The sequence below is a fragment of the Pontibacter saemangeumensis genome, from assembly GCF_039541895.1.
Lineage (GTDB): Bacteria > Bacteroidota > Bacteroidia > Cytophagales > Hymenobacteraceae > Pontibacter > Pontibacter saemangeumensis.
Genome location: NZ_BAABHC010000030.1, coordinates 1 through 6,062 on the forward strand (window position 1 = coordinate 1; position 6,062 = coordinate 6,062).

Genomic DNA, 6,062 nt, shown 5'->3' on the forward strand with positions numbered 1-6,062 from the left:
ACCAGTTCGTGGCCCAGGAGTTCGGCAAGGAGAACGTGGTGCGCCTGGTGCTGCACCTGGACGAGAAGACCCCCCATCTGCACGCCGTGGTGGTGCCGCTCCGGGAGGGCAAGCTGACGGCCAAGACCATTCTTGGCAACAAACAGGACATGAGCCAGCGGCAGGACCGTTACGCCCAGGCCATGGCGCCTTTCGGGCTCTCCAGGGGCGTTCGGGGGAGTAAGGCCGCCCACAACTCAGAAGGCTGGTACCTGGGCCAGCAGCAGCAGGCGCAGCAGGCCGTTCTGGGCGATTTGCCGAAGCTCACGGCGCTGGACAGGCTAAACCCTGGTCAGTACGAGCAGAAGGTTCAGGAGCGCTTTAAATCGGCCACAAAGGAGAAAACGGACGCGGCCATTGAGCTCCGGCGCAGGGAGCAGCAGCTCCAGGCCCAGGAGCGGCAGATATCCAGGCTGCAGCAGGAGCTGAAGGAGGTAAAGAGCCGGCTCCGTATCCTGCAGGAGACGGTGACGCTGTTTGTCAAGTCCCTGCTGGGCAGACCCGTGAGCGAGGAGGAGAAAAAAGTGATGGATGTCTACGCCAACAGCTACAAGAAAGCAGAAGAAAGGAAACAGGGCGTAAAGGAGGAGCAGCAGCGCCCGAAGAAAGACCGGGGCATGGGACTATAGCGTACCTGCTCAAAAGCACTTTATGTTCAATGAAGATGAAAGCGTGCTATGCCATATAGCTTACATCTGACGCCATGGTAGGGTAACTGAAAAGAAAACTTTTCAGGTCTCTTGCCTTCATCCCTGCTTTCATAGCCAAAGCAAAAATATTGATCGTCTCCTCCGCGAGCGGACCCACCAGGTGCGCTCCAAGTATGCTTCCGTCAGTCTTGCTCACCAGTACCTTATAGGCGTAGGCATGGGCGCGGTGCCTTCTGCCGTTAAACCACTGCCTTGCGTCATGGGTGTTCACCTTGTAGTCCAGCCCCTGCTCTTTCGCCTGGCTTTCGGTAAGCCCCACAGAGGCCAGTGACGGAATGGTGAAGACCACCGTGGGAACCTCCGGGTAGTTCACCTTTTTGCTGTTTCCCTTGATGACGTTCGTTGCCAGGAAGTGGCCCTCATAAACGGCTACAGGCGTTAAGGGCAAGCCTTCAGTGTCTGCCACGTCTCCGGCTGCATATACGCGGGGGTTGGAGGTGCTTTGCAGGTACTCATTCACTTCAATGCCCTTCCTGCCGTGCCTTACGTTGCCTTTGTCCAGGTCAAGCAGCCCTACTTCCGGCACGCGTCCAATGGCACTCACTACCAGCCCCGTTTCAAGTGTTCCCTTGCCTGCCTCGCCTTCCAGGCTAACTTCATAACCGCTGCTCTGTTGGGTGATGCGCTGCACCTGGCAGTTCAGCCTTATGTCAATGCCTGCCTCTTCTGATACCCGCACCAGTTCATCCACCATGTCCTGCTCAAAGTGCTTCAGTGGGCGGGTGCCGTGCTCTATGATGGTGACGCGGGAGCCTGCGCGTGCGGCAAGGTGGGCAAACTCAAAGGAAATATAGCCGCCTCCCAGAAAGGTGATGTGCTCCGGCAGCGCCTCAAGGTTCAGGAAATCATCGCTTGTGATGGTGTGCTCTGCCCCTGGGGCATCCAGCTCTCTTGGGCGTGCGCCAGTCACTATCACTATCTTTTCAGCGGAAACAGTTTCTTGACCAATCTGTAAGGTGGATTCATCCAGAAAGGCGGCGGGTGCGTGGTAGGTGTCTATGCCGGCTTTCTTAAAACCCTTTTCCATGTTCTCCGGCACTGGTGCTGTGAAAGTCTCTTTAAACTTCATTAGCTCCTGCCAGTTCACCTTCACATCTCCAGTGAGCCCTTTTCCAAGGTGCAGCCGCACTTGCTCGCGTAGGTTTACGCCGTCTATAAGCACCTTTTTTGGGTCACACCCCCGCAAGGCACAGGTTCCTCCATAAGGACGGAAGTCGGAGATGGCAGTCTTTAGCCCTGCTTTCGCGCACTTTTTGGCCACAGCGGCACCGGCCATCCCGGCACCAATCACAAACACATCGTATTTCATAGCAAGTTCGTATTGGTTAGACTTATTTAAGTATTTGCTTAAATACTTTTATGTTTGTAATTTTGTTGTATAAATATTTGAAATGAAGGAAGACAAAACATGTATCCGGGTATATGCCGATGAGCACCGGCTGAAGCTGTGCGCTGAGAAGCTGAATTCTGCAGAGACCATGATTCAGACGCTGAGCCAGGTGCTGAGCCTGGCTGGCAGCGAGACGAGGCTGAGGATCCTCTACCTGCTGGAGGAGGAGGGGGAGCTGTGCGTGTGCGACCTAAGCGACGTGCTGCAGATGACCATGCCCGCCGTATCGCAGCAGCTGCGCAAACTTAAGGACGGTGGCATCATCCAGAGCAAAAAAGTGGGGCAAACGATCTTTTACTCCCTGAAGCAGGAACACCTGGAAATCATAAAACCCCTTTTCAAGCATATAAGCAGTAAGTTAGAACAAGCATAATCCCTATCATGAGAACATCCCCGATAAGACTATTAGGAACCGGCCTGCTGGCGGCCCTTTTTGCATCGCTCTGCTGTATCGCTCCTTTGCTGGCCCTGGTAGGCGGCGTCACCGGTGCCATCTCCGCCTTCGGGTGGGTGGAACCTTTCAGGCCTTATCTGGCAGGCATCACTGTGGCTGTACTGGCCCTGGCCTGGTACCAGCGGTTAAAGGCAAGGAAATCAGCTGCTGCCTGTGCCTGTGAGGGGGAGGCGAACCCTACTTTTTGGAAATCAAACAAGTTCCTGCTGGCCGTAAGCTGCGTGGCACTGCTCCTGCTGGCCTTCCCGGAGTACGCGGGAGCCTTCTATAGGCAACAACAACCCGTTGCCAAAGCTGCCACCGTGCAAACGGACTTCACACAGTCGGTAAAGCTGCAGGTTAAGGGCATGACCTGCGCGGGCTGCGAGGCGCATGTGAACCAGGAAATAGGTAAGCTGACAGGTGTCTTCAGCGTGAGCACCTCCTACGAGAAAGGCAGTGCCATTATCAAGTATGACAGCACAAAGGTAAAGCCCATGCAGATCCTGCAGGCGGCGAAGAAAACAGGCTACACTGTGGCTATTGAGGATAAGAAGCCATGATGGATAAGACAAAGACAGCCTCCGTGCTCACCTGCCCGGAGTGCGGGCACAGGAAAGAGGAGCAGATGCCAACGGATGCCTGCCAGTATTTCTACGAATGCGAGCAGTGCCGCACCGTACTGAAACCCAAGTCAGGGGACTGCTGCGTGTACTGCTCTTATGGCACAGTGCCATGCCCGCCCATCCAGCAGAACAAGAGCTGCTGCTGACCTTTTCAGACGATTGCTTCTCCCGCCAGAGTACCAAAACCTCCGACCCCGATTCCAGGCTGTGGGGGCTGTTTGCGGTATAACTACTTTTATGTTAAATAGAGCCGGTTTCTGGGCTGGGTGCAATTCCGGACAAATAAGGGGATGCGCAATGCGCATTGCGGAATACGGATTCCAGATTATGTATTGCGCATTTACTGCATAAGACAGCCTCACGAAGCCAGCTGCCAGAGAAATACTCTCTCTTCCCTTTTGTTTACCTTTAAAGTATTTGCAACAGGTTGCAGCTGTTGCTACCTTGTGGCAAGCAACAGCGTGCAACATGGCAAAAATAAGCATATCAGAAGCAGCAAGACTAACTGGAAAGAATCGCAGTACGCTGCATCGCCATATTAAGATAGGCAAGCTCAGCAAGGATTTTGATAGCGATGGCAGCCCTGTTCTTGATACAAGTGAGCTAAGTAGGGTCTATCAATCATTCAAGATACCTGTCGCAGAAGGCCAGCCTGCAACAGTGTCGCAAAGCAACAGAAAGCAACAGGTTGCAACACCTCATAAAACAGGTGATGCAACAGTTGAAATTGAGCTTTTGAAGCTGAAACTGCAGCATGCTGAGGAAAAGACAACTATTGAAGAAAGCCGCCGCCGTGAAGCTGAGCAGCGCGAAAGGGAAGCGAGAGAAGAAATCAATCGTTTGTTAAGCGTTGTCGAAAAGCAAACCTATTTACTGGCCGCGCCACAGCCATTAGAAGAAGCGCATCCAGAGCCGCCCAGGATTGGATGGTGGAAGAGGTTATTTAACTAAGGAATGCAGCTGATGACCAAACACACAGAAGCTATTTTCTTCCCTTTTGTATTTAGCCCTGGTACTTGAAATCCTCCTTGGCGATGTGGCGCAGCAGACCGCCATATGAGGTAAGCGGCTTGCTTTCTTCCCTTGCCTGATCTTCCAGCCGCTCCAGGCGGTCAGAGAACGGCTTAAGCCGTTTCTTCTCCACCAGGTAACCCAACAGCTTATTGCAGTACAGTTCGGCCTCTGGAAGGATTGTTTTGAGCATCTGAGCACAATACCGCATGGACTCTGCTTTAGCTTCCTCTATCTGGTTAAACCTGCGCTCTGAGTGAACTATCTTGAAGGTTAGTGTTCGGTCGAAATCCTCTTTTCCCCGCTCCTTTTTGTCATCCGTGAGTTTCACCCACACATCCGACTTACCAGCGTCAAAAAGCTGCTTCAGCTCCTTCTCTGCAGCAGATAAAACCCTAATCTTAAAGTCTCCATAGCGCTCATACTTGTCCTCCAGGCCAAGCTTGTAGCGCAGATCCTCGGCTGATATCCTAAATATGCCTGTGTCATGGTACTGGCTAAACATCATGTAGAGGCGCTGACTGTGCGTATTCAGGTGCATTATCGTCTCCAACTGGTAAGCGGTGAAGCCCCGCGCTAGGGAGACCATGTAAGGCATGAGCAGGAAAGAGACCTGCAGCTCCCACTTCTTCGCGTCCTTGTTGTAGCGCCCGTAGTTGATGAAGCCGACATTGAACCATTGTTTCTCATCCTCCACCTCAAAACTCTTATCCCGCAAGTCCTTCAATGCCTTGCGTATGCGAGCGTGGTTCTTCTCCCCCTCGGAAACCATCATATCAGCCAGGTAAAACTGAATCTTAAAGTCAATCTCTCCGAACATGTTTCGGTTAAACTCCACGTCGTTCCGATTGAGTTTGTCCTGGATCTGCCTGACAACATACATCAGCACCCGCATTTCATACTCCGTGAAGCTATACCGGGCCTGTGTAATCACATTCGGCTGGTAGAGGGTGGGTTTAGTCGTTTCCATGAGGTGAATTTAGACAAAGTTATTAGTTTGTCAAATAATAATGTCATTAGTAGTCCTCAAGGGTATTCAAATTGTCGTAAAAAGTACGCTTAAGGGTATTCAAATTGTCGTAAAAAGGTATTCAAATTGTCGTAAAATTAATTTTAAAACAGCTCTTAAATAACTGTAATACAGTATTTTATGAGCAATAAAAAAACTCCTACAAGGAAACCACAAGTTTACCTTTACAAGTAAAGGGCTCAAAATGCGTAGAATTTGTTGTTTAGAGCCTCGCAGAAACCGGCCACAAGAGAAATTCGCAAACCCAACCACCAGGACCAAATACAAAAGGGAAGAAAAAGCCACGAAAAAGGAAGGAAATCGTATATTCGTAAGTGTAATGCTTCACATGAAGTATAGCCCACTAGACTTCGTGCCGAAGCCGCGGGCCCTGCGGGGCTGGGGGGCATGCCAAAACCAAACAGACTGCCATGGGATTCGCCGTCTTCCACGCCGAGAAAATGAGCGCCTCCGGAGCGGGGCTGGGCCACCACATCGACCGCAAGGAGGGGCACGAGCACACCTTCCAGAACGCCGACGCCGGGCGGCGTCACCTGAACCAGGCGTTCGCCGTCACAGGGCACTGCGCCAAGCCGCTGCACCTGGCCATCACGGACCGGATCGTCGAGGGCTACACCGGCACCACCGCCATCCGGAAGGACGCGGTGCGGGCGCTCTCGCTGGTGTTCACCGGCACGCATGAGGACATGAAGGCCATCGAGGCGGACCCGGAGCGGATGAAGGGCTGGCTGAAGGCCAATTACCAGTTCGTGGCCCAGGAGTTCGGCAAGGAGAACGTGGTGCGCCTGGTGCTGCACCTGGACGAGAAGACCCCCCATCTGCA

8 protein-coding genes are annotated in these 6,062 nt (G+C 52.8%); 6 read left to right on the forward strand and 2 right to left on the reverse strand.

Annotated elements, in window-relative coordinates:
- Positions 1-668, forward strand: a 668-nt coding sequence (mobV, locus tag ABD920_RS22020; protein WP_345162397.1) for a MobV family relaxase, incomplete at its 5' end; no start/stop codon positions are given.
- A 46-nt stretch (positions 669-714) separates the two neighbouring features.
- Here the strand turns inward: mobV (ABD920_RS22020) and ABD920_RS22025 are convergent.
- A complete protein-coding gene (locus ABD920_RS22025) occupies positions 715-2,058 on the reverse strand; it encodes a dihydrolipoyl dehydrogenase family protein (RefSeq protein ID WP_345162398.1) in 1,344 nt (447 codons plus the stop codon).
- Between the two features lie 82 nt (positions 2,059-2,140).
- Between ABD920_RS22025 and ABD920_RS22030 the strand changes: the two genes are divergently transcribed.
- The 4 genes from ABD920_RS22030 to ABD920_RS22045 all read left to right on the forward strand — a co-directional run bounded on the left by ABD920_RS22030 (position 2,141) and on the right by ABD920_RS22045 (position 4,149).
- Positions 2,141-2,512 (forward strand): ArsR/SmtB family transcription factor, encoded by a 372-nt coding sequence (locus ABD920_RS22030; RefSeq protein WP_345162400.1) that lies wholly within the window; start codon positions 2,141-2,143, stop codon positions 2,510-2,512.
- A gap of 8 nt (positions 2,513-2,520) precedes the next feature.
- On the forward strand, positions 2,521-3,135 hold the full coding sequence (gene merTP / locus ABD920_RS22035) for a mercuric transport protein MerTP (RefSeq protein WP_345162402.1): 615 nt from the start codon (positions 2,521-2,523) through the stop codon (positions 3,133-3,135).
- A complete protein-coding gene (locus ABD920_RS22040; RefSeq protein WP_345162409.1) occupies positions 3,135-3,344 on the forward strand; it encodes a GDCCVxC domain-containing (seleno)protein in 210 nt (69 codons plus the stop codon). Before merTP ends, ABD920_RS22040 begins: the two co-directional genes overlap by 1 nt.
- A 322-nt stretch (positions 3,345-3,666) precedes the next feature.
- On the forward strand, positions 3,667-4,149 hold the full coding sequence (locus ABD920_RS22045; protein ID WP_345162404.1) for a hypothetical protein: 483 nt from the start codon (positions 3,667-3,669) through the stop codon (positions 4,147-4,149).
- 52 nt (positions 4,150-4,201) lie between these two features.
- Here ABD920_RS22045 and ABD920_RS22050 read toward each other — a convergent pair whose 3' ends face one another.
- Entirely contained in the window at positions 4,202-5,179 is a 978-nt protein-coding gene (locus tag ABD920_RS22050) for a replication initiation protein (protein WP_345162406.1), read from the reverse strand.
- Between the two features lie 470 nt (positions 5,180-5,649).
- Here ABD920_RS22050 and mobV (ABD920_RS22055) point away from each other — a divergent pair.
- Positions 5,650-6,062: MobV family relaxase (gene mobV / locus ABD920_RS22055; RefSeq protein ID WP_345162407.1), on the forward strand; the 413-nt coding region annotated here is incomplete at its 3' end.